The sequence below is a fragment of the Novosphingobium arvoryzae genome, assembly GCF_014652615.1.
Lineage (GTDB): Bacteria > Pseudomonadota > Alphaproteobacteria > Sphingomonadales > Sphingomonadaceae > Novosphingobium > Novosphingobium arvoryzae.
Genome location: NZ_BMZD01000005.1, coordinates 126,724 through 152,496, shown reverse-complemented (window position 1 = coordinate 152,496; position 25,773 = coordinate 126,724). Strand labels below are relative to the sequence as shown.

Sequence of the window (25,773 nt, the reverse complement as noted above, 5' to 3'; positions counted from 1 at the left end):
ATGGGATGCCGCAAGTGGCCCGTTCCGGCAACTGCAAAAGTCCCGATTCCGCCCCGGACGGGCATAGGCATACGTAATCACGCCGGATGCTCCGCCCGTGCCCGCCCTTGTCCCGACCGTCCGGCCGCCAGCGCGAACAGCGCGATCAGCCCATAGGCCGCCGCCGGGACCACGAATGCCGCGCTCAGGCTGACCGCATCGGCCAGTCGCCCGACCAGCAGCGGCAGCGCCGCCCCGCCGACAATGGCAAGGCACAGCAGGCCCGAGGTGGACGACGGCGCCGCATCGGACCGTTCCAGCGTCAGCGTGAAGATCGTCGGGAACATGATCGAATTGAACAGGCCGACGGCCAGCGCGGCATAGCCCGCCAGCGGCCCGGCTCCGGTCAGCACCACAAGGCACAGCGCCGCCGCAGTCCCGGCGCAGCCCACCAGCAGGCGCGGCGCGGCCACCCGGGTCAGCACCACGCTGCCGATCAGCCGCCCGGCCAGCGCCCCGCCCCAGTAGAAGTTGGCAAGATAGCGCCCGCCCTGTTCCAGCGGCAGGTCCAGCACGCCCGGCTGATGCAGGAAATTGATCATGATGCTGCCGATGGCGACTTCCGCCCCGACATAGAGCGCGATTGCCCCCGCCCCCAGCAGCGCCCAGCGCGACCGGAGCGCGGCCAGCACCGAGGCCTCCGGCGCGGGCGGGATCAGGGCGGCGGCAGCCTCGATCCGGCGGCGCTGGCTCCACACGAACACCGCGACTACCAGCAGCAGCGCGGCCATGATCCCGAACGCCCCGGCGACGGCGGAGAGCGCCTCGGCCCGGCTCGCCGCGTCGGCCAGCACGCCCTGCCGCGAGACCATCGCCGCATCGCCCAGCATCAGCGTCGATCCGTAATGGACCCCCAGCACCACTCCCAGCGAATTGAAGGTCTGTGCAAAGGTCAGCCGGAAATGACTGGTCCGCTGCGGGCCGAGCGCGGCGGCAAGCGGGTTGGCGGCGACTTGCAGCGTGGTGATCCCGCTGGCCAGCACGAACAGCGCGGCGAGGATCGGCGCATAGAGCCCCAGCCCGGTCGCCCCGCGCACCAGCAGGCAGCCCGCCACCATCGTCGCCAGCGCGGCAATGATCGTGCGGACCGGCCCGATCCGGTTGCCCAGCGCCGCCGCCGGCAGCGCGATCAGCCCGCTGGCGAGGAAGAACACCAGCTGGGTCAGCAGCGCCTCGGTATAGCTGAGCCGGAACGCCGCGCGCAGCGCCACGATCAGCGGATCGTTGTTCGAACAGATGAAGCCCCACGCGAAGAACAGCATCGTGACCGAGAGGAACGCGCCGGTAATTCCCAATGCGCGCAGCCGTTCGATCATCGGGCGGTTCCTTCATCCGGCCACACCAGCGTCATGACTTCGCCCGCTGGCACCGTGACCCGCCATGCCCTGCCGCCGCTGCGGATGGCAAGCGCGGCGGCGGACTTTCCGGCGTTGCGCAGCACCAGCGCCAGCGATCCATCGGGATTGCGGAACGCGGCGTGGCGCACATCCGCGCCGCCGCCCTGGCTTGCAACCCGCCGCGCGCCGGGGCGGACGAACCGGCTGACATGGCCCAGCACGTAATATTCGACATTGCGGGTGACCGCGCCGCTGCGGCTGTCGATCGTCACCACCCCCCGGCAATCGCCGCAGCCACCCAGATGCGGGCCGTAAGTCTCATCCAGCGCAAGGTTCCACAGCAGCGTGCCCCTGGATCCGGCGCGGCTGGGGGCAATGATCAGGTTGTCGATCATCCAGCCCAGCGTCTCGCCCCAGTTCGGCGCCCATTGCCCGCCCGAACACTCGGTAAAGAACACTTCCTTGTCGGGATGGGCGCGGCGCACGGTTTCCATCGCGGCGGGATCGCCCGCATAGCAATGCCACGCCACGCCCGCGACGAATGGGTTGGCCACCGGATCGGCCAGCACGGCCAGTGGCTGCTGCGGCTGGTCCCAGTTGTGATCCCAGTCGAGCACGCGCACCGGATTTTTGCGCTTGGCCAGCAGCGGCCCCAGATGCTGGCCGATGAACGCCGCGCGCGCCGCCGGGGGCACACGCATACCGGGATAGTTGGCGGGTTCAAAGTCCGGCTCGTTCTGGACCGAGACATAGCGCACCGGCAGCCCCGCCGCCTCCATCGCATCCAGATAGCGCGCGAAATAGCGGGCATAGGTGCCGTAGTGTTCTTGCCTTAGCTGCCCTTTGATCAGACTGGCGCTGTCCTTCATCCACGCGGGCGCGCTCCACGGCGAGGCCATCAGGACGAGGTCGGGGTTCACCCGCCGCGCCGCCTGCGCCATCGGGATCTGCGCGGCCTCGGCCTCCGCCATCGAAAAGCGGGTCAGCTGCGGATCGGTTTCGCCCGGGGCCAAGTCGTTCAGGCTGTAGTGTTTGACCGAGAAGTCCGACGCGCCAATCGGCAGGCGCATGAAATTGAGCGCGAGGCCATCGGCCCCGAACAGCTCGCGCAGCAGGGTCTCGCGCGCAGCCGGGGTCAGCTTGTCGCGCAGCAGCAGCGCGGAGGAATCGGTCATCGCCGCGCCGAAGCCAACGATCTCCTGATCCGGCTGGCCGGGATCGATCACCAGTTCGTCCGGCACAGACGTGGCGGCGGGCAGCGCCGAGATGTCGGCCTGCCGCTCCAGCTTGCGCGATGCGTCCGCGCTGCTCGCCCAGACGGCCATGGTCGGGGCGCGATCGGGCAAGGTCTGGCACGCGGAAAGCGCCAGTGCGGCCAGCACGGCCAACCCGCGGCGCAGGGTCATGCCGCCGCCGGACAGGTCTTGGCCACGTATTCGGCGTGCGTGGGCATCACTGCCACGCACTTGCCGATCACGGCCGCGATGTTGCCCAGATACTGCGCGATCTGCGCGTCGCTCTTGATATCGACCAGCGGGTCATGGCCGCGCGGGATCATGCCCTGCCCCAGCAGGACCTGAATCCAGCTTTCCTCGGCAAACAGCTCCTCGTCCTCGCGGAAGATGCGGCCATTGGCCATCCACAGGTCCAGCTTGCGCTGCAGGGTGTCGGGCACTTCCATCGTCCGGCAATAGTCCCAGAACGGCGTGTCGCGGCGCTCGGTCGCCTTGTAGTGCAGGATGATGAAATCGCGGATGCGTTCGTATTCGAAGTCGGTCTGGCGGTTGAATTCGGCAATCGTCGCGGCATCGAACCCGGCGTCGGGCAGCAGGCGGACCATGCGGATGATCCCGGATTGCACCAGATGCAGGCTGGTCGATTCCAGCGGTTCCAGAAAGCCGCCCGCCAGCCCGATGGCGACGCAGTTCTTGTGCCACAGCTGCTTGCGCTTGCCCGCCTTGAATTCCACCCGGAACGGATCGGCGCGGGGCGCGCCGTCAAGGTTCGCCAGCAGCACGCGTTCGGCCGCGGCATCGTCGATGAACTGGCTGGAATAGACGTGGCCATTGCCAGTGCGGTGCTGCAGCGGAATGCGCCACTGCCAGCCCGCGCCGTGCGCGGTGGAGCGGGTGTAGGGGGTGAAGTTTTCCGAGCGCTCGCACGGCACCGCAACCGCCCGGTCGCACGGCAGCCAGTGCGACCAGTCATCGAACCCCACGCCCAGCGCCTGGTTGATGAACAGCCCGCGAAAGCCGGAGCAATCGACGAACAGGTCCGCGCCGATCACTTCGCCGTCGTCCAGCGTCACGCTGTCGATGAAGCCATCATCGGGGCGCAGCGTCACGTCCACGATCTTGCCCTCGCGCCGCCGCACGCCGCGTTCCTGCGCATAGGCCGAGAGGAACCGCGCAAACAGCGAGGCGTCGAAGTGGAACGCGTGGGCGATCTGGCTGAGCGGGCTGTCGCCCATCTGGGTTTGCGCGCGCACGAACTTGTTTTCCAGCGCGGCGGCGGTGTTGATCGAATAGGCGGCGAAATCACCGGCACGGCCCTGCGCGTGGGCCTTCAGCCAGTAATGGTGCATCCGCAGCCATTCCCAGTCCTGCCCGATCACGCCGAAGCCGTGGACGTAGCTTTGCCCCTGCTTCCACCAGTCGACGAACTGGATGCCCAGCTTGAAGCTGCCTTGGGTGCGGGCCATGAACTCGTTCTCGTCGAGGCCGAGCAGCTCGTTGTATTTCTTGATCGCGGGGATCGTCGCCTCGCCCACGCCGATCGTGCCGATATCCTCGGATTCGACCAGCACGATCTCGTACAGGCCCTGGAACAGCCGTGCGAGCAGCGCTGCCGTCATCCACCCGGACGAGCCGCCCCCGGCGATAAGAATGCGCTTGATCGGCGTCATGTGCGGCCCTCTCCTCTGGCGCGGTTCTAGGCGCGGGTTGCGATCAGGGGCAAGCCGCCGGGATCGGCGTTTCCACCAGCTTGCCCAACGCCTTCGGCGCGCGGTAGGACAGGCCGTGGCCGCGCGCGAACAGCGCCTCGCCCGCCGGTTCGCCCGTGGTCAGGCAGGGGGTGCTGGGCCAGTTGAACGACAGCCGCCCGCTGAAATCGAGGCTGCCGCGGCCCGCCAGCAGATCCGCCAGCGCCCCCGCCTCGGTCCCCGGCAGGAACGCCGCGACGAAGGCATCGCTGCGGTTGATCAGGTCGGTCGCATAGACCGTGCGGCCCGAATAGAGCACCGACACCACCGGCACCCCGCGCCCGCTGACCTTGCCCAGCAGCGCGGCCTGCTCCGGATATTGCAGGCCATGCGCCAGCGGTGTCGGCCAGCGCACATCGCCCTTCATTTCGGCGTGCGGGGTTTCGCCCAGCACGGCCACCACGGCATCGAACTTGCCCGGCGCAAATGCGCTGCCATCGGCGGAGAACGTGACGTTTTCCGCGCCATAGACCCGGCGCAGCCCGTCGAGCAGGGTTTCGCCCACCGGATAGTCGCGGTTGTCGGTTTCATCGCCCTGCCAGGTGATCGACCAGCCACCCGCCTGATCGGGAAAGCTGTTTGCCGATTTGCCCACCACCAGCAGCCGCTTGCCCGGCTTCAGCGGCAGCGCGGCGGCATCGTTCTTGAGCAGGACGGCGGACTTGCGCACCGCTTCCTGTGCCAGCGGGCGATCGACCAGCGCGCTGGCATCGCCGGTCAGGCGGCTGGCAGACACCGGCTTGTCGAACAGCCCGGTGCGGAATTTCACGCGCAGGATGCGGGTTACCGCATCGTCGATCCGCGCCATGCCCACGCGCCCTTCGCGCACATCGGCCACGGTGCGTTCGATGAAGGTCTTCCAGTTGTCGGGGACCATGAACAGGTCGATCCCGGCGTTGATCGCCTGCGGGCAATGGTCGCGCTCGCAGCCCGCCACCTGTTCGATCGCGTTCCAGTCGGACACCACCAGCCCGTCGAAATTCAGTTTCTGCTTGAGCACGCCGGTCACCAGCGCGCGGTTGCCGTGCAGCTTGCCCAGCGGCTCCGTCCCGCCCGGCGCCCACGAGTTGTAGCTGATCATCACGGTGGCCGATCCGGCATCGAGCGCGGCATAATACCCCGCGCCGTGAACGGCGGCGAGCTTTGCGGGGTCGCTGCGGTTCTCACCCTGATCGACGCCCTGGAACGTCCCGCCATCGCCGATGAAGTGCTTCACGCTGGCGGCCACATCGCCTTCGCCGGTCAGTTCGCCCTGCAGCCCGCGCACCAGCGCCCCGCCCAGTTTCGCGACCACGGCGGGATCGCTGGAATAGCCTTCATAGGCGCGGCCCCAGCGCTGATTCTCCACCACGGAGACGGCGGGCGCAAAGGCCCAGCTGATCCCGGTGGCGCGGACCTGCTTCGCGGTCGCCCGCCCGATCCGCTGGACCAGATCGGCATCGTTCGCCGCCCCCAGCCCGATATTGTGCGGGAACATCGTCGCCCCCACCACGTTGTTGTGGCCGTGGACGGCGTCGGTGCCCCAGATCAGCGGGATCTTCACCGCCATGTCGGTCGCCAGCGCCGCCTTGGCATAGGCATCGGCCAGATTGGTCCAGTCGGTCAGACTGGCGTGCTTGTTCATCCCCGGCCAGGCCCCGCCGCCGTTCAGGATCGAACCGATGTAGTATTGGCGCACCTGATCGGGCGTGATCGAGCGGATTTCGGCCTGGGTCATCTGCCCGACCTTCTGCTCCAGCGTCATCCCCGCCACGATCTGCGCGATCCGCGCCTCCATGGCCGGATCGACCGGCTGGGTCGCCGCGCGGGCCGGAAACGCGGCGATGATTTCCGCCTCGCGGGCACTCCATTCAGGCGCTGGCGATTCAGCCGCAGGCGCCGCCGGGGCCGAGACGGGTTCGCGCGAACCGCCGCAGGCCGTCAGCAGCGCGATCAGCGGGAGGGAGAGCAAAGCCTGCGCGCGCGGGGAATATGCCAAGGAAACACCTTTTCAATTCGGCGGCTGCAAGGGCCGCGTGGCACGGCGACAGGCCGGAGTCCTCAAATCCGCTGCGGCACCCGGCTGAATGTGGGTACCGCAGCGCCTCCGGCCTGCCTGTGCGACCCGATCAGTTCACCTGATGCGGGCAAGGGGAGGTCAGAACCGGTAGCCGAAGCCGACCAGGAACTGCCGTCCGTACTTTTCATAGGTTTCGGGCAGGAAGCTGCCGTCCGCCGTCTTGGCTCCGCCACCATCGACGCCCAGCCGGGTGCGATAGGGGGAGTCGGTCAGGTTGTTGGCCTGCAGCAGGATCGACAGCCCGCTGAGCGAGGAATCCTCGCCGAAGGTATAGCCGATCTGCGCGTCCAGCTGCTTGTCCGCCAGGATTTCGGTCGCGCCGCGCGCGGCGAACAGCTGGACCACTTCGCCCTTGAAGGCCGAACGATAGCGATAGCTGGCGCGGGCCTGGAATCCGTCCTTTTCGAAGTAGCCGGTCAGGTTCCACACCGTGCCCGACAGGCCCGGAATGCGGGTGGCCTGCACGGTCGCCGCGTTGGTCGACGCGGTCGGGCGCAGGTTCGACTTGGTATAGGCATAGCTGCCGATGATCCCGAAGCCATCCAGCACCGAAACCAGCTTGCCCAGACCCAGCGCACCGGAAAGCTCGATGCCCTGAATGTAACCGCCCTTGCCGTTGGCCGGCTGGTTGATCTGGCCCAGCGTGCTGACCGTGACGCCCGCCGGGATGATCGCCGTGGTCGGCATCTGGAGGCCAGTGAAGTCGAACTTCTGGCTCTGGGTGTAGATGTAGTTGTCCAGATGCTTGTGGAAGCCCGCGATCGAGACATAGCTCGACTTGTCGATGTACCATTCGTACGCGACGTCGATGGCCTTGGCCCGCCACGGTTCGAGCAGGGCGTTGCCGCCGTTGCCGTTCCACGGGTTGATCGTCCCACCCGGCTGGCAGTTGACCGACGAGCCGCCCGCCCCCGCGCAGGGGTTGCTGAACGAGGGGATGAACGAGGCGCGCATTTCATCCATGCGCGGACGCGCCAGCACCTTCGACGCGGCCAGGCGCAGGCGATGCCCGCCGCCCAGATCGAGGATCAGGTTCAGGCTGGGCAGCCAGTCGGTATAGCTGGCCGACTTCGACACCGGCGTCACCACGCGCGGGGTGACCGCCGTGTTGATCGCGCTGCCGTCCGACTGCTGCTTCTGGTGGACCATCTGCAACCCGATGTTGCCGCGCAGCGGCCCGGCTTCCAGCTGCACCTTGGCGCGGGCGGTGAAGATGTCTTCCTCGATCCCCCAGGCCTTGTCGAACGTGTTGGGGTCCACATAGACGGTCTTGTCGTAATAGACCGGCAGCGCCTGCTTCAGGTCGATCGCCAGCACGTTGCCCATGCCGGCAAAGCCCAGCGAGGTCGGATCGAGCAGATACTGCGAACCCACCAGCGTCTGCGCGCGGCCGTTCTTCAGGAACAGGTCGTATTCGGCCACGGTCTTGGTCTTGGTGCGGCGCGTGTAGTTGCCGCCCAGCTCGACGCTGCGGAAGAAGCCTTCGCCCAGGTCGCGCTTGATCCCCAGGTCGATGGCCCAGACCTTTTCGATGACCTGCGGTTCCTTGGTCGCGCCATCGTGGCCCCAGCCGCCCCACGGGGCGCGGTCGCCCAGCGAGACCTTGCTGGCGTCGGCGTAGTTCAGCCCTTCGTCAAACCGGGGGAAGCCGCCGCTGCCGGACAGGGCATCGGTGAAGTCCCACGCGATGGAATCGAACGTGCGGTTGGCGTTCTGGGTCGCGGCGGTCGCGCCGGTGCCATAGCCCTGATAGGTCTCGGTAATGCTCTCGTCCCGCTTGTTGCGGGAATAGGACAGGTCGGCGACCAGCGTGGTCGATTCGCCCAGCGCGAGCTCGTTGTTCCAGCCCACCGAGAACAGCTTGTCGTCGCGGGTGTTGTAATCGTTGCGCAGCTGCGGCGCGACGCCGTTGGTGGTGCCGGTAACGCCAACGCTGGTGCCGCCGATGGTGGTGGTGCCGACATTGGTGAAAGTCTGGCTATCGGCCCAGACGTTGGAGAACCACTGCGAACCGCGCATCACCTCGCGCTGCTTGAAGCGCGAGTAGTAGAGATCGAGCGTGGAGTGGATTGCTTCGCTCGGTTCGAATTCCAGGATGCCGATCAGCGCGTCGCGCTTGTTCTCGCGCGAGTAGGCGAACACTTCCTGGCCGGTGACGAACGAGGATGAGCGCGCACCCGCCGGGCTGATGTTGCCATCGATCCCGCAGCAGAACGTTTCGTAGTTGTAGAGCTTGGTGTGGCGGGTCTGGGTCGGGCTGTCGAGGTGGGCATAGCCCAGCGCCCAGCCAAGCGTGCCAGCCTCGTTCTGGCCGATCCAGCTGGCGCTGCCGCGCCAGCCCCAGTTGCGCACGTCGTCGTTCAGCTTGCCGCCGGTGTTGAGTTCGCCGCGCAGGTTGAGCGCGATGGCGGTCTTGCCATATTCCAGCGGGCGCACGGTGCGCAGGTCGGCCGAACCGGCCAGACCCATGCCGGCGATGCTGGCGTCCGGCGTCTTGTAGATCACGACGCTGCTCAGCAGTTCCGACGGATACTGGTCAAACTCGACCGAGCGGTTGTCGCCCGAACTGGCCTGCTGGCGGCCATTGAGCAGCGTGGTGGTGAAGTCGGGCGAGAGCCCGCGCAGCGAGATCACCTGCGCACGGCCATTGACGCGCTGGGCGGCAAGGCCCGGCAGGCGCGCGATCGATTCCGCGATCGACTGGTCGGGCAGCTTGCCGATGTCTTCCGCCGAAACGGCTTCGACGATGCTGTCGGCGTTGCGCTTGGTGTTGACCGAGTTGGCGATGGAGAAGCGGATGCCGGTGACCAGGATGCCGCCATCCTCGTCCGTCACTTCGGCCGCGTCGGTGCCCGGCGCATCCTGCGCCAGAGCCTGCGGCGCGAATGCCGCCAGAGCAAGCGCGGAAGCCGCGGTCAGCCCGAAACGATACGTGCGCGGCAGCCGGACGCCAGCGTCACGCGAATCAACCCTCAATGCCATTCGATCCCCTCCATGAAGCGCGGATTTCCGGGATGTTCGCTCGTTTCACCAGAGCCCTGGTGGCTGGAACAATTGGAAGCGCTTCCAATTTCATGCCGGAAACGATGCCGCACGTCAATAGGAAGCGCTTCCAATGCGATTATTGCAGAGCCATTCCGCTGGAATCGCGCGGCACCAGATGGTGCGGGACGATCTCGTGCAGCGGCGGCGCGGCCGGATCGGGCGGGCTGCCGCCGGCCAGTTGGGCCAGCCGTTCGACCGCGCGCTCGCCCATCTTGCGCAGCGGCTGGTGGATCGTGGTGAGCGGCGGCCAGACGATTTCGGACACCGGCGTATCGTCGAACCCGGTGATCGCGATGTCCTGCGGAATGCGCAGCGCCGCCTTGTGCGCGGCCAGCAGCGCGCCCGCCGCCATGTCGTCGTTGGCGCAGACCAGCGCGGTGATCGTGCGGTCCGGCCCCAGCAGCCGCTGCGCGCAGTCGAGGCCTGAGCGGAACGTGAAATTCCCCCGCTCCGCCTGCACCGCGCTGGCCGGAATGCCGGCTTCGGCCAGGGCGGCCAGAAACCCGTCATAGCGCCCTTCGGCAGAGCGGTGCTGCGCCGGCCCCTTGATGAAGCCGAACGCGCGGTGGCCCTGCGCCAGCAGGTGCGCGGCCATGTCGTGCCCGGCGCGCTCCTCGTCGATGCCGATCGTTTCGACCAGCGCCTGGCTTTCCGGCCCGGCGGCGATGCCCACCACCCTGCAATCCTGCGCCGCCAACGCGCGCAGCAGCGCCGGATCGTCCGCGAACGGCGGGGTCAGGATCACACCGTTGCACTGGTCATCCGCCGCCTGCGCCAAAATCTGCCGGGCGGCGTGGGGATCGTTCTGGTTGACCACGTGGGTAATCAGCTGCGCCCCCAGCCGCGCCGCCGCGCGGGTCGCGCCCAGTTCCAGCGCGGAGCTGAAGTAGGAATTCGGCTCGCTATCAAAGTCCGACGCGTGGACCAGCACGAAGCGCAGCGCCTTCTTGCCCGCCAGCTGGCGCGCCTGCGGGTTGACGCGAAAGCCCAGCTGCTCGACCGCGCGCAGCACCTTGTCCCGCACTTCGGCGCGGACGTTGGGCTGGTTGTTGAGCACGCGCGACACCGTGGTCCGGGCCACACCGGCCAGGGCGGCGACATCGTCGATGGTCGATTTGCTCACTGCCCGGAAAATCTCTGTCCAATGCCCCTGGGACGCAATGTCGCAATCAATCGCCGCCTTGGCAAGCCGCGCGCGCCGAATTGGAAGCGTTTCCGCGCAGTGGCAGGATGAGGTCCGCGATCACCGGGAAATGGTCCGACGCCACCCGCCCGTCAAAGTGCTCGGCCAGCGCGTGCCAGCGCCGCACGGCAATGCCGGGGCCGGTCAGCACGTGATCGATCAACGCGCCTTTGGCAGGCACCGCCTGAAACGCGTTGAAGCTGATCGAGCTGCCTTGCGCGTGCCGCCCCGCCACCGCGCGGGCATCGCGCAGTCCGCCTTCGGCCAGCAGCGCTTGCAGCGAGGGTTCGGCCAGCGCGGCGTTGAAATCGCCCAGCACCACCAGCGCCTCGCCGCGCTGGCGGTTGGCGGTGATCCAGCGGGCGATCTGGCGCGCGCTTTCCAGCCGCGCCTGCGTGCCGACGTGGTCCCAGTGGGTGTTGAGCGCCAGCACCCGCGCGCCATCGCCGCGCCGCCGCAGATGCGCGAAAGTCACGATCCGGGGGAACGCCGCATCCCACCCGCGCGAGGTCTTGTCCGGCGTGGGCGAGAGCCAGAACTGGCCCTGTGCCCGCACCGCAAAAACCGCGCGCGCAACGAACAGCGGCGATGCTTCGCCCGCCGTGCCATCGCCGTCGCGTCCGCCGCCGATCCGGACATGGCCGGGCAGGGCAGCCTCAAGATCGGCCAGCTGGCCCGGCACGACTTCCTGAAACCCGACAATCGCGGGCCGCAGCAGGTCCACTTGCGCCAGCAGCAAATCGCGCCGCAGTTCCCAGCGGTTGGGACCGTCGGCAGGGGTGTCGAGCCGGATGTTGTAGGTCATCACCCGCACATCTGCCCCGCAGCGCGGCGCGGCCAGCGCGGGCGCGGACAACAGCGCCAGGGCGAGCGCCAGCAGGCGGATCACATGCGCCCTTCTTCGCGGGCGCGCCGGCCATAGACGGCCTCGAACAGCGGGGAGGCCATCAGTGTGGTGACGATCGCCATGACCACCAGGATCGCGAACAGCCCCGGCTCGATGATCCCGCGCTGCAACCCGATGTTGATGATGATCAGTTCCATCAGCCCGCGCGCGTTCATCAGCGCGCCAATGCCCATCGCCGTCGCATGGTCATGCCCGGATAGCCGCGCGGCAAGGTAGCACGCCCCGCCCTTGGCCAGAATTGACGCCGCCAGAATCGCAAGCGCCGCACCGGCCAGCGCCAGATTGTCGACCACCTGCAACTGGGTGTTGAGGCCGGAAAAGGTGAAGAACATCGGCAGCAGGAACACCGTGGTGAACGGCTCCAGCTTGGCGCGCAGCTCCTCGGCAAAGGGCCCGCGCGGCATCGCCGTGCCCAGCAGGAAGCCGCCGAACACCGCGTGAATCCCCGCCGCGTCCATGAAGAACGCGGATAGCAGGAACAGCACCAGCACCGTGCCGAGCAGCCCGCCGCCGATCTCGCCCTGCCGGGCATGGATTGCGCCCAGCCGCGCCAGCAGCGGCGGCGCGATCCACACCATCACCACCGCGAACGCCAGCCCGCCACCGACCGCCCGCCACGCCAGCGACGCGCCTTCGCCCAGGCTGGCCAGCACCAGCGCGACCACGATCCACGCCCCAGCATCGCCAATCGCGCCGGACGACAGCGACAGCGTGCCCAGCTTGGTATGCGCGATGCCGCGTTCGTGGATGATCCGCGCCAGCATCGGAAACGCCGTGATCGCAATCGCCGCGCCCAGGAACAGCGCTGCCTGCGCCTCGCCCACGCGCGGGGTGAACAGCCCGTCGATCCCCATCAGCCAGGGCACCATCAGCGCGGCAACCGCGAACGGCGCGGCCATGCTGCCGAACGCCACCGCTGCCGCCGACCGGGCGCTGGAGCGGAACTCGTCCTTGTCGAACGTCAGCCCGACGATGAACATGTAGAGCCCCACGCCCAGCTGCGCGCCGACGTAGAGCACCTTCTTCGATTCTTCCGGAAACAGCGCCGCTTCGATCTGCGGGGCCAGCAGCCCCAGCACCGATGGGCCGAGCAGCACCCCGGCGATCATTTCCCCCACCACTTGCGGCTGGTTCAGCCAGCGCTGCGCGGCCAGGCCGACCAGGCGGCACGCCGCGATGATCGCGGCAAGTTGCAGGAAGAACATGATGCTGAGCTGGGCGGCGGTCATGGGCGGCGGGTGTATGCGGCTGGCCGGGTCTTGGAAAGACCGCACTTCGGTGCAGACGTATTCAGGCCGCCGCGCACCCATGCATAAGAATGCAGCGCTCTGGCCTCTCCCGCACCCCGCTGCTACCCCACCGGGCATGATGACACGCTTCCCGAAGGCGCCGCGATGAGCTTCACCGCAGACCGCCTGCTGCTGTTCGGCGCCACTGGCGATCTGGCGCAGCGCATGCTGCTGCCCTCGCTCTGCGCGCTGCATGCCGACGAGCTGGTGCACGAGAACCTGCAGATCATCGGCACGGCCCGGCAGGATTTCGACGACGCCGGCTTTCGCAACTTCGCCCGCGCCGCGCTGGAAAAGTTCCTGCCCGCCGACCGGCGCGGCAGCATGGCGACATTCCTGAACCGGCTGCGCTACCAGCCGCTCGACGCCACGAACGCCGCCGGATACCAGGCCCTTGCGGCCAAGGTCGGGCCGATCGAGCAGGGGCTGGCGATCTTCCTGTCGACCGCGCCCAGCCTGTTCGAACCGACCATCGCCGGGCTGGCCGCCAGTGGGCTGACCGGTGACAAGGTGCGCATTGGCCTCGAGAAGCCGCTGGGCACCTGCCTGGAATCCAGCCGCGAGATCAACGATGCCGTCGCCCGCGCCTTTCCGGAGGAGCGCACGTTCCGGATCGACCACTACCTGGGCAAGGAAACCGTCCAGAACCTGCTGGCGCTGCGCTTTGCCAACATCCTGTTCGAACCGCTGTGGAACGGGGCGCACATCGACCACGTCCAGATCACGGTCGCGGAAACCGTCGGGCTGGAAGGGCGCGTGGGGTTTTACGACGGGGCCGGGGCGCTGCGCGACATGGTCCAGAACCACATGCTGCAATTGCTGGCGCTGGTCGCGATGGAGCCGCCCGCCAACTACAACGCCACCGCGATCCGCGACGAGAAGGTCAAGGTGCTGCGCGCGCTGCGGCTGATCGATCCGTCCGAAACCGTCACCGGCCAGTATCGCGCTGGGGCGATCGGCGGCCAGGGCGTGCCCGGCTATGACGAGGAACTGGGCAAGCCGTCCGACACGGAAACCTTCGTCGCGATCAAGGCCCACCTAGACAACTGGCGGTGGAAGGGCGTGCCGTTCTACCTGCGCACCGGCAAGCGCCTACCCGAACGCAAGACCGAAATCGTGGTGCAGTTCCGCCATGTCCCGCACTCGATCTTCGCGGGGCGCGGTGCGCGCTCGGTCCCGAACCGGCTGGTGATCGGCATCCAGCCGGAAGAAAACATCACCCTTTCGCTGATGGCCAAGGTGCCGGGGCTGGACCGCGACGGGTTCCGCCTGCGCGAAGTGCCGCTGGACATCGCCATGGCCGACGCCTTTGCCGGGCCGACCAAGCGCATCGCGTATGAACGCCTGCTGCTGGACCTGATCGAGGGCGATCAGACCCTGTTCGTCCGCCGCGACGAAGTGGAAGCGCAGTGGGACTGGATCGACGGCATCCGCGCCAGCTGGACCACGCACGAGTTGAAACCCAAACCCTACGCCGCCGGGACCTGGGGCCCCAGCGCGGCGATTGCGCTGACCGAGCGCGACGGAGTTCACTGGCATGAGTAAGCTGCACCCCGTGGTCGAGCGCGTGACCGCGCGGATCATCGACCGCTCCAAGGACCGCCGCCAGCGCTATCTGGACCTGATGGACCGCGAGGCGGAGCGCTTTCCGAATCGCAACGCGCTGTCGTGTTCCAACCTGGCCCACGGATTTGCCGCCGCGCTGGAAGACAAGGGCGCGATCAAGAGCGGGCGCGGCGCGAACCTCGCCATCGTCACCGCCTATAACGACATGCTTTCGGCCCATCAGCCCTATGGCCGCTATCCCGAAGCGATGAAAATGTATGCCCGCGAAGTGGGCGCGACGATGCAGGTGGCGGGCGGCGTTCCGGCGATGTGCGACGGCGTGACGCAGGGCCAGGACGGCATGGAACTGAGCCTGTTCAGCCGCGATACCATCGCCCTGTCGGCCGCCGTGGCGATGAGCCACGCGATGTTCGATGGCATGGCGCTGCTGGGGATCTGCGACAAGATCGTCCCCGGCCTGGTCATTGGCGCGCTGCGGTTCGGGCACCTGCCCGCGATCTTCGTGCCAAGCGGCCCGATGCCGTCCGGCCTTGCCAACAAGGACAAGCAGAAGGTCCGCCAGCTCTATGCCGAGGGCAAGGCCACCCGCGCCGACCTGCTGGAAAGCGAAAGCGCCAGCTATCACAGCCCCGGCACCTGCACGTTCTATGGCACCGCCAATTCCAACCAGATGATGATGGAACTGATGGGCCTGCACGTGCCGGGCGCATCGTTCGTGCCGCCCAACACCCCGCTGCGCTCCGCGCTGACCCGCAAGGCCGTGCACCGGCTGGCAGAGATCGGACGCGAAGGCAGCGACTATCGCCCAATGGGCCGGGTCGTGGATGAACGCGCGATCGTCAACGCATGCGTCGGCCTGCTGGCGACCGGCGGATCGACCAATCACGCGATCCACCTGCCCGCGATGGCCCGCGCCGCCGGGATCGTGCTGGATTGGCAGGACCTGGACGAATTGTCCGCGGTCGTGCCGCTGATCGCGCGCGTCTATCCCAATGGCGCGGCGGACGTGAACCATTTCCATGCGGCGGGGGGCATGGGCTATGTCATTCGCCAGCTGCTCGATGCCGGCCTTGCCCACGGCGATATCCTGACCGTGGCCGAAGGCGGCATGGCGGCCTATGCGGACGAGCCGTTCCTCGATGGCGAGGCGCTGGCCTTCCGCCCCGCCCCGGCCGTCAGCGGCGATCCTGCCGTGCTGGCGCCGGTGTCCGAACCGTTCCAGCCGGATGGCGGCATGCGGCTGGTGCAGGGCAACCTGGGCCGGGCCACGTTCAAGACCAGCGCCGTCGATCAGGTGCGCTGGACAGTGGAAGCCCCCGCGCGCGTGTTCGACAACCAGGACGCCGTGCTGGCTGCATTCAAGGCGGGTGAGCTGGACCGCGACGTGGTGGTCGTGATGCGCTTCCAGGGGCCGCGGGCCAACGGAATGCCCGAACTCCACAAGCTGACCCCGCCGCTGGGCGTGTTGCAGGACAAAGGCTTCAAGGTCGCGCTGGTGACCGACGGGCGGATGTCGGGCGCATCGGGCAAGGTTCCCGCCGCGATCCACGTCACGCCCGAGGCGCTGGGCGGCGGCGCGTTGAGCAAGGTGCAGGACGGTGACGTGATCCGCCTCTGCGCGAATAGCGGCGCGCTGGAAGTGCTCGCCGACCTGTCGGCGCGCGCGCCCGCGCAGCCCCCGGCCGAGCAGATGGGGATGGGCCGTGAATTGTTCGCCATGCTGCGCCGCCATGCCGACGGCGCGGAACAGGGCGGATCGGCCATGCTGGCGGAGGCCGGGCTATGACGACCCGGCTTGTCACCGTCGATATCGGCGGCACTCACGCGCGCTTTGCCATTGCCGAAGTGGCAGCGGACGGCGCGATCACGCTGGGCGAACCCGCCACGCTCCACACGAGCGACCACGCCAGTTTCCAGACCGCGTGGGAAGACTTCGCCCGGCAGCAGGGCGGCAGCCTGCCCGATGCGGTGGCAATTGCGGTGGCCGGGCCGGTCGGTGGAGAGGTGATCCGCTTTACCAACAACCCCTGGATCATTCGCCCCGCGCTGATCCCCGAAAAACTGGGCGCGGCACGCTATAGCGTGGTCAACGATTTCGGCGCGGTCGGCCATGCCGTGGCGCGCGCCGCGCCCGACCATTTCATTCACCTGGCCGGGCCGGACGAACCGCTGCCCGCCAGCGGCACGATCTCGATCGTCGGCCCCGGCACCGGGCTGGGCGTGGCGCACGTGTGGCGGGACGGCGGCGCATACCGCGTGCAGGCAACCGAGGGCGGGCATATCGATTTCGCCCCGCTCGACAGCATCGAGGACGCGCTGCTCGCGCGGCTGCGCCAGCGCTATCGCCGCGTTTCGGTGGAGCGCGTGGTCTCTGGCCCCGGCATCGTCGACATCTATGAAGCGCTCGCCGCGATGGAGGGCCGCGCGATCCAGCCGCTGGATGACCGCACCCTGTGGCAGCTGGGCACCAGCGGGGAAAACAGCCTCGCCGCCGCCGCCGTGGACCGGTTCTGCCTGTCGCTGGGCGCGGTCGCGGGCGATATCGCGCTGGCGCAGGGCGCTTGCGGCGTGGTGATCGCGGGCGGGCTGGGCCTGCGCATCCGCGACACGCTGCTGCAATCCGGATTTGCCAGCCGTTTCCGCGCCAAGGGGCGCTTCGAAGGACTGATGGCTGGCCTGCCAGTCAAACTGATCACCCATCCGCAGCCGGGCCTGTTTGGCGCCGCCGCTGCCTTTGCATCGGAACACCTGAAATGAGCCGTATCGAAGATATCATGCTGATGGCCCCGGTCATCCCGGTCCTGACCATCGAGGAAGTCGCCCACGCGCGCCCGATTGCCGAAGCGCTGGTCGCGGGCGGCCTGCCCGTGCTGGAAGTGACGCTGCGCACCTCGACCGCGCTCGACGTGATCCGCGAAATGAAGCAGGTTCCCGGCGCGATTGTCGGTGCGGGCACCGTGCTGAACGAGTATGCGCTGGACGACGCGCTGACCGCCGGCAGCGAATTCATCGTCTCCCCCGGCCTGACCGAAAGCCTGGCGAAGGCCGCGATTGCCGCCAACGTGCCGTTCCTGCCGGGCACCGCAACCCCGTCCGACATCATGCGCGGGCTGGACCTGGGGCTGGACCGGTTCAAGTTCTTCCCGGCCGAGGCCAATGGCGGCATCCCCGCGCTGAAGGCCATTGCCGCGCCGTTCGGCTCGGTCCGGTTCTGCCCCACCGGCGGCATCCGCGCCGCCACCGCGCCCGACTGGCTGGCGCTGGACGCGGTGCTGTGCTGCGGCGGCTCGTGGCTGGTCCCGGCGGGCGAACCGGATGTCGCCGCCATCGAAGCGGCGGCACGGGCTGCGGCGGCGTTCGCGCGCTAAACCCCCGCCTCCAGCGCCAGCAGCGCGAACGTGGCGAGCCAGTGTTCGCCCATGTAATCGTCCGCCAGGTGCGGCAGCGCGGCGGCCAGGTGCCGCTCCGCCGCCGCGCGGGCGACGGGGACAACCGCATGATCCGCCGGCAGCGCCGCAGCGATCTCGCGCCAGCACCACGCGCGGCTGAGATTCAGCCCGTCAAGATGCGCGATCTTGCCGTCGCTGCGGTCTGACACCGTGGCGGGGGTGAACAGCGTGGCGGGCTGCTGCCCCGCACAGTCCGGCAGGAAGCCATCGAACCACGCGGCGAAATCCGCGCTCAGCACCCGGCTCATCACCAGCGCCTCGCACAAGGCAGAGGACAGGAATTCGTCGCCGCCCGGCTCCCACGCCTGACAGGCCCGGTCCCCGCCGAACCAGCCCTGCACCCGCGCATCGATCAGGCTGACCAGCGCCGGGTCGCGCTCCACTGCCCAATCGCGCGCCAGTGTCAGTGCGAAGGCGGAATTGTAATGCGTGCCGACCCGGATCGGATAGGTCTGGAGCGGCAGGAAATCGTGCAGCCGCTGCGCAAAGGCTCGCGCGAACGGTTCTGCCAGCGCCGCCCATGGCGCATCGTGCCGCGCCAGTTCGGCGTGGAGTGCCAGCGCCCAGCCCCAGCCATAGGGCCGCTCGAACCCGCGCGCCGATGGCCGGGCGAGGTAGGCCGTTTCCGCCGCCCAGTTCGCAGCCGTGAACACCCGCCCGGCATGGGCGCGCACCGCCGCCGCTTCTGGCAGATCCGGGAACCGCCGGGCGAGGCGCAGCACTTGCCAGTAGCCATGCACGCACGAATGCCAGTCAAAGCTGCCGTGGAAGATCGGGTGCAGCGCGCTGGGGCTTTGCACATCTTCAGGGCCGTCCAGCACGTGATCCAGCTTGTGCGGATATTCGCGGCCCAGATGGCCCAGGGTCAGCGCCATGAAGCGCGCGGCGGTATCGGCGGTGAGGTCGGTCATGGGAAAGCCAGCCAGTAGATCAGGGCGATGTTGACGATCAGCAGCGGCAGCGCGGTGCCGATCTGCGCCTTCACCACCGCGTTGCGGTCATCCAGTTCCAGCAGCGCGGCCGGGACGATGTTGAAGTTCGCGGCCATGGGCGTCATCAGCGTGCCGCAGAAGCCCGCCAGCATCCCGATGGCGCTGACGATCGCCGGGTCGCCCTGGTACTGGTGGATCAGCAATGGCAAGCCGATCGCCGCCGCCATCACCGGGAACGCGGCAAAGGCATTGCCCATCACCATCGTGAACAGCGCCATGCCCAGGCCATAGGCGATCACCGCGCCCAGCAGGCTGCCAGCGGGGATCACATCGGCCATCAATGCGCCCACCACGTCACCCACACCCGCCAGCGCGAACACCGCGCCCAGGCTGGCCAGCATCTGCGGCAGGATGCCCGCCCAGCCGACCGCGTCCATCAGGCGCCGGCCTTCCTGCAAGGGCACCGACGGCGCGGGCCGCAACCAGATTGCCCCCGCGACCAGCGCCAGCACCACGCCCAGCGCAAGGCTGACCAGCGTGACCTGCTTGGCATCGACCGCTGCGGGAAACTGCTTGAACAGGAACGTGCCCGCCAGCGCGGTGGCCGGGATGACCAGCGCCAGCAGGAACAGGCGGTTGCCGTGCCGTTCGGCGTTGGCGGCGCGTTCCTCGGCCGCGCTGCCGCCGGTCCCCTTGCCCAGCCCGCGCAACCCCGCGATGGCGACCAGCGCCAGCACCAGCAGCCCGTTGCCGAAATCGCCCAGCCGATCCCCGGCGAACATCGACACCGCCAGCAGTCCCCAGAAGCCGGTGTTGGCAAACCGGCGCGGATTGCTGGCATCGCGCGCGGACAGCAGCGCGAAGGCGGTGAAGGTCAGCCCGGCGAGGACATAGACTTGCGCCAGCCCGATCATGCCGCCCCTCCGCGCTGACGCAGTTTGCGGTCCTGTCGCCACAGCCGGAAGCCGTGGATCAGGAACGCGAAGATTGCGGTCGGGATCGCCCAGACCGACAGGTCGAACGGGGCAAGGATGATGCCCTGCTGTTCCATGAAGCCCTTCATCAGCAGGATCGAGCCGATGGCAATGAAGATGTCCTCGCCAAAGAACAGCCCGACGTTGTCGGTCGCGGCGGACATGGCCTTCACTTGTTCACGCTCAGCGTCCGAGAGCGGCCCGGTGTCCTCCGCCGCCGCTTCGGCCATCGGCGCGACCAGCGGGCGCACCGTCTGCGCATGGCCCGCCACCGAGGTCAGCCCCAGCGCCGCCGTCGCCTGCCGCAGCAGCAGGTAGCCGGTCAGCAAGCGGCCATAGGTCGCGCCTTTCAGGCCCCCGACCAGCGCACGGGCGCGTTCCTGAAGGCCGTGGCGTTCCAGCAGGCCGATCACCGGCAGCACGATCCACACCACGCTGACATAGCGGGTGTCGTTGAATGCCTTGCCGAAGGCAGAGACGATGGCAACCAGGTCCAGCCCGGCCGCCAGCCCCGTCGCCAGCGCGGCGCTGACCACCACCAGCAGCGGATTGAACCGCAGCACGAACCCGGCGACCATCACCACGATGCCGGACAGAACCCAGTAGTTCATAATTCGCCGTATCCTCCGCCGCCCGGTGTTTCGATCACGATCACATCGCCCGCCGCCACATGCACGCTGGCGGTTGAATCCAGTACCTCCACCGCGCCGGACACCCGCTGAACGCTGGTGCGCCCGCAGGCCCCGTCCGCTCCGCCAGCCAGGCCGAACGGCGGCACCTTGCGCCGGTTGGAGAGGATGCCCGCCTCCATCGGCTCCAGAAACCGCAGCCGCCGCACCGCGCCGTCGCCGCCCCGGTGTGCGCCCGCGCCGCCCGATCCGCGCCGGATCGAAAATTCCTCCAGCAGCACCGGAAAGCGCGTTTCCAGCACTTCGGGATCGGTCAGGCGGCTGTTGGTCATGTGGGTCTGCACCGCGCTGGCGCCGTCAAAGTCCGGCCCCGCGCCCGCACCGCCCGCGATGGTTTCGTAATACTGGTAGCGGTCGGTGCCGAAGGTGAAGTTGTTCATCGTCCCCTGCGCCGCCGCCATCGCCCCGAACGCGCCGAACAGCGCGTCGGTCACGGCCTGGCTGGTCTCGACATTCCCCGCGACCACCGCCGCCGGATAGCGCGGGCGCAGCATCGATCCTTCGGGGACCACGATCGTCACCGGGGCCAGGCACCCCTCGTTCATCGGGATCGGATCGTCGATCATGGTGCGCAGGACATACATCACCGCCGCCCGCACGACCGAGAACGGGGCGTTGAAATTGCCGGGCAGCTGCTCGCTCGTCCCGGTAAAGTCGATGGTGACGTGGCGCGCGGCGTGGTCCACCCGCACCGCGACACGGATCACCGCGCCGTTGTCCATCGCATAGGCGAACGTCCCGTCCGCCAGCCGCCCGACCAGCCGCCGCACGGCTTCTTCGGCATTGGCGTGGACGTGGCGCATATAGGCGGCGACCACAGCGCGGCCATGTTCGGCGCAGGCCCGCTCCAGCCCTGCCGCGCCGCGCGCACAGGCGGCGACTTGCGCGGCAAGGTCCGCGATGTTCTGATCGACGTTGCGCGATGGCAGCGGCCCGGCGGAGAGCAGCGCGCGCAGCTCGTCCTCGCAGAACCGGCCTTCATCGACCAGCAGGACGTTATCGAGCAGCACGCCCTCGTCCGCGATGCTGCGGCTGCTGGGCGGCATCGAACCCGGCGCAATCCCGCCGACATCGGCGTGATGGCCACGCGCCGCGACGAAGAAATCGGGGGCAGCGCTGGCGTCATCGACGAACACCGGCATGACCACGGTAATATCGGGCAAGTGCGTGCCGCCCGCATAGGGCGCGTTGAGGACATAGGCATCGCCGCGCCGCACCCCGCGCCCGTCGCGGGCATCGGCACGCTCGCGCAGCACCGCCTGCACGCTTTCCCCCATCGATCCCAGATGCACCGGCATGTGCGGCGCATTGGCCACCAGCCGCCCGTCCGCATCGAACAGCGCGCAGGAGAAATCGAGCCGTTCGCGGATATTGACCGAAGTGGCGCTGCGCGCCAGCGCGCTGCCCATTTCCTCGGCAATCGCCATGAACAGCCCGTTGAAGATTTCCAGCCGGACCGGGTCCGCTTCCGTCCCGCTGGCCACCGCCACCGCGCGCGGGGCATGGCGGGTGAGGCGCAAGGTGCCATCGCCATCGACCGTGAGCCGCCAGCCCGGTTCGACCACGGTCGTCGCCAGCGCGTCGATCACGATCACCGGGCCGTCGGCGGTGAACCCTGCCGCCAGCGCCGCGCGGTCCCACACCGGGGTGTCCTGCGCTGCCCCGGCCAGATAGCAGGTTTCCCGTCCCAGCGGCGTTCCCGTTTCAGCGGGCAGCGGCCAGGCGATCTGGGCGGCGGTGATATCCTCGGCCACGGCTTCCACCCGCACCCGGTCCACCACCAGCGCGCCCGCGCCGTCATAGCCGAACTGCGCGCGGTGGGCGGCGGTAAAGGCGGCGGCGAGCTCGTCGACCGGCCCCGGCGGCAGTTCGATGGCGTTTTCCGATCCCTCGCGGCGCAGGAACACGCTCGCTTCGACCCGGCTGGGAGCAGTGCCCAGCTGCCCCGCCGCCTCGTCCGCCAGCGCGGCGCGAATGTCCTCGACTGCCGCCTCGACCCCGGCCACCAGCGGCAGGCCCAGCGTGCGTTCGCGCACCGCGGCCTCGCTCGCCAGCCCCATGCCATAGGCGGAGAGCACCCCGGCGAGCGGGTGGACCAGCACCGTATCGATCCCCAGCGCATCGGCCACCAGACAGGCGTGCTGGCCGCCCGCGCCGCCGAAACAGGCCAGCGCATAGCCGGTCACGTCATGCCCGCGCGCGACGGATATCTGCTTGATCGCGTGGGCCATGTTCGCAACGGCGATCTGGATGAACCCCTCGGCCAGCGCCTGCGGCGTCAGGCTCTGCCCGGTTTCGGCGGCGATCTGCGCGGCGAGGTCCGCGAACTGGCGCTCCACCACCGCGCGGTCGAGCGGCTGGTCGCCGGTCGGGCCGAACAGGTGCGGGAAGTGGTCGGGGATCAGCTTGCCCAGCATCACGTTGCAGTCGGTCACCGTCAGCGGCCCGCCGTTCCGGTAACACGCCGGACCCGGCACCGCGCCCGCGCTTTCGGGGCCGACCACCAGCCGCCCGGCATCGAACCGGCAGATCGATCCGCCCCCCGCCGCGACGGTGTGGATGCGCAGCATCGGCGCACGGATGCGGACATTGGCGACGCGGGTTTCGCTGTCGCGCTCGAACGTCCCGGCAAAGTGGCTAACGTCGGTGGACGTGCCGCCCATGTCGAACCCGATCACCCGCGCCGCGCCCGAGCTTTCTGCCGTCTTGGCCATGCCGACGATCCCGCCAGCCGGGCCGGACAGGATCGCATCCTTGCCCCGGAACCGCGCGCCGCCCGTCAACCCGCCGCTGCTCTGCATGAACAGTGGGCGGATGTGGCCGCCCAGCTGGCCGGAGAACTGCTCGACATAGCGCCGCAGCACCGGCGAGAGATAGGCGTCGACCAGCGTCGTATCCCCGCGCCCGATCAGCTTGATCAGCGGGGCGACCTCGTGGCTGACGGATACTTGCGTGAACCCTGCGGCGCGGGCCAATTCCGCCAGCCGCGCTTCGTGCGCGGGATAGCGATAGCCGTGCATCAGGACGATCGCGATGGAGCGCAGCCCGTCCGCCACGGCGGCGGCAAAGGCAGTGCTGGCGGCGGCTTCGTCCAGCGCGCGGACCACGGTTCCGGCGGCATCGACCCGCTCGTCAATCTCGATCACGCGGGCGTGGGGCGGCTGCGGCAGGTCGATCTTTCGCACGAAAAGTTCGGGCCGGTCCTGCGTGCCGATCCGCAGCGCATCACCAAAGCCGCGCGTGATCGCCAGAACGGTCGGCTCGCCCTTGCGTTCCAGCAGGGCGTTGGTGGCAACCGTGGTGCCCATCCGCACCTCGGCCGGAGGCAGCGGCCCATCCCCCGCCCCGGTCAGTTGCCGGATCGCATGGGCGGCGGCATCGGCCGCGCGGTTGGGGTCTTCGGACAGCAGCTTGGCGGTCAGCACCCGGCCAGCGGGATCGCGCGCGACGACATCGGTGAAGGTGCCGCCGCGGTCGATCCAGAATTGCCAGCGCGGCGACGGGGAAATGCTCATCCCCCCGTCATAGCCGCTGCGCCGCGCCTTTCAATCAGGTGCAATCAATCGCGGATGGCAATGGCATCCGCCGGGGTGACCACGATCACCACGCGGCGGTTTTCCGCGCGGCCTTCCTCGGTGGCGTTATCGGCAATCGGGTCCGTCTCGCCCATGCCCATCGGGCGCACCGCGGCTTCAGGCAGACCGCCCGCCACCATCGCCGCCTTGACCGTCGCGGCGCGGCGTTCGGACAGCTGCTGGTTGTATTCCGCGCTGCCGGTGGAATCGGTGTGCCCTTCCACGGTTGCGCCATTGATCCCGACACTGGTCAGGCTGCGCGTCAGCTTGTCCAGCGTTGCCGCCATTTCCGGCATCAGATCGGCCTTGTCGACCTCGAACAGCAGGCGATCGGCAATATCGAGCTCAAAGTTCTCGCCGACCGGCTTGAACCCCTGCTCGGTCAGCAAGGCCACCTGCCGGGCCGAAAAGGCCGGTTTGGACGGCGTCGTCTGGCACGCGGCCAGCAGTGCCATCAGGAAAATCAGCAACCCGTTACGCATTCTCAATCCCCTCAAATCCGGCGGACCGGCGACCCCGCTTGCGCAAGTACATCTCCGCATCCGCCCGCCGCAGCAAATCCTGCGGCGAAACCCCGTCATCGGGATAAACCGCCACGCCGATGCTGAGCGTCGCCGTGGCAAACAACCCGTTCGGCAGGCGGAACGGCCGTTCCATTGCCTTGTCGATCCGGGCACTGACCGCGTCCACGTGGGCGCGATTGTAGAAGGGCGCCAGCACGACCGCGAATTCATCGCCGCCCAGCCGGAAGGCGTGGTCGACGTGGCGGATGCTCTGGCGCAGGCGCTCGGCCACGGCGATCAGCGCGGCATCGCCGCATTCGTGGCCGTGGCGGTCGTTGATGTCCTTGAAGTTGTCGACGTCGAGATAGAGGACCGCAAAGCTGGTCCCGCTGCGCACGGAATTGCCGATGGCATCGCCCAGCGTCTGTTCGAACAGCACCCGGTTGCCCAGCCCCGTCAGCGCATCGTGAGTCGCCCGGCGGGCCAGTTCGGCGTTCTCGGACTTCAGCCCCGCGTGCCAGCCCTGCAATTCGGCCAGCAGCGCGTTGAAATCCTGCCCGAAGCGGTCGATCTCCGCGATGCCGGACGATGGCACACGCTTGTCGAACGCGCGGTCGCTGCGGACCGCGTGGGCCACATCGGCCACGTGATCGAGCGGGCCGATCACGTCCTTTTGCAGGCGCTGCGCCAGGATGCGCGTGGCCAGCACCGTCAGCCCCAGGCACGACAGCGCGATGATCGTTCCGGCCAGGATATACCGCAGGATGCCCTCGGAATTGCCGAAGATCCGCACTTCCCCGATCACCACGTCACCGCGCCGGATCGGGGCCAGTGACGGGCGGGGCCAGATCACGCCGTTGGCGGCGTGGGTGATGGGCGAATGGAAATCGGCATGGGAATGCTGCCAGCGCGCCAGCACGCGGCCTGCCGGATCGCGCACTTCCACGCTATCCACCCCGCTGACCGCCGCGACCGAGACGACGCCTTCGCGGATCGCCCCCTGATCGCCGAACACCACTGCCGGTTCGACCGTGTAGCTGACCGTGCGGGCCAGCAGGTCAAGATTGCGCTGGGCATAGTTGCGGATCACGATCCCGCCGCTGACCACCAGGCTGGCCGCCGCCAGCGCCACCGCGAACAGGATCAGGCGCAGATGCACCCGGCCGAGGATCTGGGCCAGCGTGGGCAGCGCGGCTGCCGGAGCGACTTCAGGCGCCTTCGTTTTCTGGGGAGTCGCCATCGC

General features: G+C 68.5%; 18 protein-coding genes. 4 read left to right on the top strand and 14 right to left on the bottom strand.

Annotated features, from left to right (window positions below):
* Positions 1 to 77: 77 nt before the first annotated feature.
* The 8 genes from gluP to IE113_RS11575 all read right to left on the bottom strand — a co-directional run bounded on the left by gluP (position 78) and on the right by IE113_RS11575 (position 12,782).
* Positions 78 to 1,355 carry a glucose/galactose MFS transporter gene (gene gluP / locus IE113_RS11610; protein WP_189541662.1) on the bottom strand — a complete coding sequence of 426 codons (1,278 nt, stop codon included), beginning with the start codon at positions 1,353 to 1,355 and terminating at the stop codon, positions 78 to 80.
* Positions 1,352 to 2,782 (bottom strand): glycoside hydrolase family 30 protein, encoded by a 1,431-nt coding sequence (locus tag IE113_RS11605; protein ID WP_189541652.1) that lies wholly within the window; start codon positions 2,780 to 2,782, stop codon positions 1,352 to 1,354. The genes gluP and IE113_RS11605 overlap by 4 nt, the downstream gene beginning before the upstream one ends.
* Complete coding sequence (locus tag IE113_RS11600) at positions 2,779 to 4,281, bottom strand: tryptophan halogenase family protein (RefSeq protein ID WP_189541650.1); 1,503 nt, start codon at positions 4,279 to 4,281, stop codon at positions 2,779 to 2,781. Before IE113_RS11600 ends, IE113_RS11605 begins: the two co-directional genes overlap by 4 nt.
* 43 nt (positions 4,282 to 4,324) lie before the next feature.
* Positions 4,325 to 6,337: a glycoside hydrolase family 3 protein gene (locus IE113_RS11595; protein WP_229822332.1), complete on the bottom strand. Its 2,013-nt coding sequence runs from the start codon at positions 6,335 to 6,337 to the stop codon at positions 4,325 to 4,327.
* Positions 6,338 to 6,496: 159 nt separating this feature from the next.
* Positions 6,497 to 9,400 (bottom strand): TonB-dependent receptor, encoded by a 2,904-nt coding sequence (locus IE113_RS11590; RefSeq protein ID WP_189541648.1) that lies wholly within the window; start codon positions 9,398 to 9,400, stop codon positions 6,497 to 6,499.
* A gap of 139 nt (positions 9,401 to 9,539) precedes the next feature.
* Positions 9,540 to 10,586 carry a LacI family DNA-binding transcriptional regulator gene (locus tag IE113_RS11585; protein WP_189541647.1) on the bottom strand — a complete coding sequence of 349 codons (1,047 nt, stop codon included), beginning with the start codon at positions 10,584 to 10,586 and terminating at the stop codon, positions 9,540 to 9,542.
* A gap of 46 nt (positions 10,587 to 10,632) precedes the next feature.
* The gene (locus IE113_RS11580) at positions 10,633 to 11,535 is read right to left on the bottom strand and encodes an endonuclease/exonuclease/phosphatase family protein (protein WP_189541644.1); all 903 of its coding nucleotides are present in this window, start codon (positions 11,533 to 11,535) and stop codon (positions 10,633 to 10,635) included.
* Positions 11,532 to 12,782, bottom strand: a complete 1,251-nt coding sequence (locus tag IE113_RS11575) for a cation:proton antiporter (protein ID WP_189541642.1) — start codon at positions 12,780 to 12,782, stop codon at positions 11,532 to 11,534. The genes IE113_RS11580 and IE113_RS11575 overlap by 4 nt, the downstream gene beginning before the upstream one ends.
* A 165-nt stretch (positions 12,783 to 12,947) precedes the next feature.
* Here IE113_RS11575 and zwf point away from each other — a divergent pair, with 165 nt between their 5' ends.
* From zwf to eda, 4 genes are read left to right on the top strand one after another with little or no spacing between them, the layout of a single operon-like run.
* Positions 12,948 to 14,387 (top strand): glucose-6-phosphate dehydrogenase, encoded by a 1,440-nt coding sequence (gene zwf / locus IE113_RS11570; protein WP_189541640.1) that lies wholly within the window; start codon positions 12,948 to 12,950, stop codon positions 14,385 to 14,387.
* The gene (gene edd, locus IE113_RS11565; protein ID WP_189541638.1) at positions 14,380 to 16,194 is read left to right on the top strand and encodes a phosphogluconate dehydratase; all 1,815 of its coding nucleotides are present in this window, start codon (positions 14,380 to 14,382) and stop codon (positions 16,192 to 16,194) included. Before zwf ends, edd begins: the two co-directional genes overlap by 8 nt.
* The gene (locus IE113_RS11560) at positions 16,191 to 17,165 is read left to right on the top strand and encodes a glucokinase (RefSeq protein ID WP_189541636.1); all 975 of its coding nucleotides are present in this window, start codon (positions 16,191 to 16,193) and stop codon (positions 17,163 to 17,165) included. Before edd ends, IE113_RS11560 begins: the two co-directional genes overlap by 4 nt.
* The gene (gene eda, locus IE113_RS11555; protein ID WP_189541634.1) at positions 17,162 to 17,776 is read left to right on the top strand and encodes a bifunctional 4-hydroxy-2-oxoglutarate aldolase/2-dehydro-3-deoxy-phosphogluconate aldolase; all 615 of its coding nucleotides are present in this window, start codon (positions 17,162 to 17,164) and stop codon (positions 17,774 to 17,776) included. Before IE113_RS11560 ends, eda begins: the two co-directional genes overlap by 4 nt.
* Here eda and IE113_RS11550 read toward each other — a convergent pair.
* Genes IE113_RS11550 through dgcN form a run of 6 tightly spaced genes read right to left on the bottom strand, consistent with a single transcriptional unit; the run spans position 17,773 to position 25,770 of the window.
* Complete coding sequence (locus IE113_RS11550; protein WP_189541632.1) at positions 17,773 to 18,768, bottom strand: DUF2891 domain-containing protein; 996 nt, start codon at positions 18,766 to 18,768, stop codon at positions 17,773 to 17,775. The two genes, eda and IE113_RS11550, sit on opposite strands and share 4 nt — an antisense overlap.
* Entirely contained in the window at positions 18,765 to 19,703 is a 939-nt protein-coding gene (locus IE113_RS11545; protein WP_189541630.1) for a DUF979 domain-containing protein, read from the bottom strand. The genes IE113_RS11550 and IE113_RS11545 overlap by 4 nt, the downstream gene beginning before the upstream one ends.
* Positions 19,700 to 20,374, bottom strand: coding sequence for a DUF969 domain-containing protein (locus IE113_RS11540; RefSeq protein WP_189541629.1), 675 nt, complete (start codon positions 20,372 to 20,374; stop codon positions 19,700 to 19,702). Before IE113_RS11540 ends, IE113_RS11545 begins: the two co-directional genes overlap by 4 nt.
* Positions 20,371 to 23,967 (bottom strand): hydantoinase B/oxoprolinase family protein, encoded by a 3,597-nt coding sequence (locus IE113_RS11535; protein WP_189541627.1) that lies wholly within the window; start codon positions 23,965 to 23,967, stop codon positions 20,371 to 20,373. Before IE113_RS11535 ends, IE113_RS11540 begins: the two co-directional genes overlap by 4 nt.
* 44 nt (positions 23,968 to 24,011) lie before the next feature.
* Positions 24,012 to 24,509: an outer membrane lipoprotein YfiB gene (gene yfiB / locus IE113_RS11530; protein ID WP_189541625.1), complete on the bottom strand. Its 498-nt coding sequence runs from the start codon at positions 24,507 to 24,509 to the stop codon at positions 24,012 to 24,014.
* Positions 24,502 to 25,770: a diguanylate cyclase DgcN/YfiN gene (gene dgcN / locus IE113_RS11525; protein WP_189541623.1), complete on the bottom strand. Its 1,269-nt coding sequence runs from the start codon at positions 25,768 to 25,770 to the stop codon at positions 24,502 to 24,504. The genes yfiB and dgcN overlap by 8 nt, the downstream gene beginning before the upstream one ends.
* Between the last annotated feature and the right edge of the window lie 3 nt (positions 25,771 to 25,773).

Bases quoted from the DNA above. Each gene is read 5' to 3' on its own strand.
- IE113_RS11545 (WP_189541630.1), bottom strand. From the start codon at position 19,703: ATGATCGGGCTGGCGCAAGTCTATGTCCTCGCCGGGCTGACCTTCACC.
- dgcN (WP_189541623.1), bottom strand. From the start codon at position 25,770: ATGGCGACTCCCCAGAAAACGAAGGCGCCTGAAGTCGCTCCGGCAGCC.
- eda (WP_189541634.1), top strand. From the start codon at position 17,162: ATGAGCCGTATCGAAGATATCATGCTGATGGCCCCGGTCATCCCGGTC.
- gluP (WP_189541662.1), bottom strand. From the start codon at position 1,355: ATGATCGAACGGCTGCGCGCATTGGGAATTACCGGCGCGTTCCTCTCG.
- zwf (WP_189541640.1), top strand. From the start codon at position 12,948: ATGAGCTTCACCGCAGACCGCCTGCTGCTGTTCGGCGCCACTGGCGAT.
- IE113_RS11540 (WP_189541629.1), bottom strand. From the start codon at position 20,374: ATGAACTACTGGGTTCTGTCCGGCATCGTGGTGATGGTCGCCGGGTTC.
- edd (WP_189541638.1), top strand. From the start codon at position 14,380: ATGAGTAAGCTGCACCCCGTGGTCGAGCGCGTGACCGCGCGGATCATC.
- IE113_RS11600 (WP_189541650.1), bottom strand. From the start codon at position 4,281: ATGACGCCGATCAAGCGCATTCTTATCGCCGGGGGCGGCTCGTCCGGG.
- yfiB (WP_189541625.1), bottom strand. From the start codon at position 24,509: ATGCGTAACGGGTTGCTGATTTTCCTGATGGCACTGCTGGCCGCGTGC.
- IE113_RS11535 (WP_189541627.1), bottom strand. From the start codon at position 23,967: ATGAGCATTTCCCCGTCGCCGCGCTGGCAATTCTGGATCGACCGCGGC.
- IE113_RS11560 (WP_189541636.1), top strand. From the start codon at position 16,191: ATGACGACCCGGCTTGTCACCGTCGATATCGGCGGCACTCACGCGCGC.
- IE113_RS11575 (WP_189541642.1), bottom strand. From the start codon at position 12,782: ATGACCGCCGCCCAGCTCAGCATCATGTTCTTCCTGCAACTTGCCGCG.
- IE113_RS11605 (WP_189541652.1), bottom strand. From the start codon at position 2,782: ATGACCCTGCGCCGCGGGTTGGCCGTGCTGGCCGCACTGGCGCTTTCC.
- IE113_RS11590 (WP_189541648.1), bottom strand. From the start codon at position 9,400: ATGGCATTGAGGGTTGATTCGCGTGACGCTGGCGTCCGGCTGCCGCGC.
- IE113_RS11550 (WP_189541632.1), bottom strand. From the start codon at position 18,768: ATGACCGACCTCACCGCCGATACCGCCGCGCGCTTCATGGCGCTGACC.